The organism is Polaribacter sp., from assembly GCF_965660385.1.
Lineage (GTDB): Bacteria > Bacteroidota > Bacteroidia > Flavobacteriales > Flavobacteriaceae > Polaribacter.
In genome coordinates this window covers 1-2,555 of the sequence record NZ_CBFHZT010000116.1, presented here as the reverse complement: position 1 = coordinate 2,555, position 2,555 = coordinate 1, and the positions used below count along the sequence as shown (strand labels likewise).

Genomic DNA, 2,555 nt, shown 5'->3' with positions numbered 1-2,555 from the left:
TGGTCCTGGAAATGGAGGTATTACAGGAGATTTTTATATAGACGATTTAAAAGGACCTCAATTGCAAGGTACTGCTTCTGTAAATGATTTTGAAACGACTAAATTTAGTTTTTATCCAAACCCTGCCAATAATGCTATCTATTTCTCAAACTTAGATGCAGATAAAGAGGTGAAAGTTTACGATGTAAACTCTAAACAAGTTTTAAGAGGCATGACAAACAATAATCAATTGTCAATACACAACTTAAAATCAGGTTTTTACTTTGTAGAAATCGAAGGAACTTTCCAGAAACTAATCAAAAAATAAACAAGGTAAACAGCATAATGTTTATAAATATTATGCTGTTTCTTTTTTAAAACAATAAGTATGATACAACCAAAAACCTTACTGTTAAGGTTATTTCAGCTTGCTATAGTTTTCTTCGCATATTCAATTTTTGCACAATCAGTTGTAAAAGGAGAAATTTATGATAACCTCGGTAACCCTTTACCTGGTGTTGCTGTAATCGTTGAAGGTACAACTAATGGTACTCAAACAGATTTTGACGGAAAATACGTTATCAATATAAAAAAGGCTGATGCAACCTTAGTGTATACTTATTTAGGTTTTGAGACCAAAAAAGTAAAAATTGGAGACCAAAAAATTATAAATGTAATTTTAAAAGAGAGTGCAGATGAATTAGAAGAAATTAGAATAGTTGCATTTTCAAAACAAAAAAAGAGTAGTGTTATTGGTTCTGTAACTTCAATGAAAGTGGGAGACATAAAACAACCAACAGCCAATATAACCAATTCTTTAGCAGGGCAGATTTCGGGTTTAATTTCCTATCAAAGATCAGGAGAGCCAGGAGCAGACAATGCTGCATTTTTTATTCGAGGTGTTACCACTTTTGGGTTTAATAATAGTCCCTTAATTTTATTAGATGGACTTCAAATTACTACCTCAGATTTGGCACGTTTAGAGCCAGATAACATCGCCTCTTTTTCTATTATGAAAGATGCAACAGCAACCTCTTTATATGGTGCTAGAGGTGCTAATGGTGTTGTTTTAGTAACTACTAAAGAAGGTAAAAAAGGTAAGGCCAAGGTATCAGTGCGTTATGAAAACTCAATGTCAGCACCTTCTAAGGTAAATAGTTTTTTAGGTGCCGTAGATTATATGGAGTTATACAATAGAGCACAAAGAATGAGAGATCCTTCTGCTACATTATTATATTCTAAACAAAAAATAGAAGGTACACGTAATGGTTTAAACTCTAATATTTATCCAGATGTTAATTGGCATAATGAGTTGTTTAAAGATTTTACGATGAATAGAAGATTTAATGCAAACATTAATGGTGGTGGAGAAGTGGCACAATATTATTTATCTGTTACAAGTGCAAAAGAAACAGGTTTATTAAGAGTAGATCCTTTAAACAATTTTAATAATAATATCGATATAAGTAGATCTAACTTAAGAGCGAACATTAATATCAATTTAACAAAAACTACAAAAGTTGCTGCTAAATTCTATTCTTTATTCGAAAGGTATAATGGACCAGTAGTAAGTGCTACTGATATATTTTATCAAGTTTCACAGGCAAACCCAGCTAATTTCCCAAAAGTTTATGAAGCAGATGAAAACACTCAGCTTTTTAATCACACACTTTTTGGGAATAAAGGGAATGGTGGTTTTCCAAATCCATATGCAGAAAGCGTAAAAGGTTTTAGAGATAGATTCGCAAATACAACTTTAGCACAATTTCAGGTAAAGCAAGATTTAAAGTTTATTACAGAAGGCTTAAAATTAAGAGCAATGGCGTCTGTAAGAACCTATACCGAAAATCAAAATGAACGAAGTTTTACTCCATTTTTTTATGGATCATCAGAAATTCAAACACCAACAGGTGTTGTTAATTCATTAATTCAAATTCAGGAAGGAACAGAATTTTTAAATAATCCAACCGTCAGTAATAATGGGAATAGTAACTTTTATTACGAAGCAGTTTTAGAGTACAATAAAACGTTTAATGAAAAACATGCAGTAAGTGGTTTATTGGTTAATTATTTTCAAGAAGCTTTAAATACTATTGGAGGTAATACAGCCTTTTCAACATTACCTTCAAGAAATACAGGTATTTCTGGAAGAACCTCTTATAGTTTTGATGACCGTTATTTTGGTGAATTTAATTTTGGTTATAACGGATCAGAAAAATTTGCAGAGAAAAATCGTTTCGGATTTTTTCCTTCTGTTGGTTTTGGTTGGATATTATCTAATGAAGACTTCTTTGAGAAAAATCTGCCAGATGTTAACTTATTCAAATTAAGATATTCTTATGGTTTGGTAGGTAATGATGGAATTTCTAGTGCAAGTGATCGTTTTTTCTATTTATCTGATGTTAACTTAAATAACGGAGGCACTGGCTATACTTTTGGCTCTAATTACAATAATTATTATAACGGTTTTATTATTAATAGATATGCAAACGAAAATGTAAGTTGGGAAGTGGCAACAAAGTCTAATATTGGTATAGAATTAGGTTTGTTTAATAAGCTAAACATTATCGCAGATA

General features: G+C 31.2%; 2 protein-coding genes. Both read left to right on the top strand.

Annotation, left to right across the window (positions count from 1 at the left end):
- The coding region (locus ACTG3V_RS15350; RefSeq protein ID WP_439133051.1) for a T9SS type A sorting domain-containing protein at positions 1–307 on the top strand (307 nt) is incomplete at its 5' end.
- Between the two features lie 60 nt (positions 308–367).
- Positions 368–2,555 (top strand): SusC/RagA family TonB-linked outer membrane protein (locus ACTG3V_RS15345; RefSeq protein ID WP_439133050.1); only part of this gene is annotated, 2,188 nt, incomplete at its 3' end.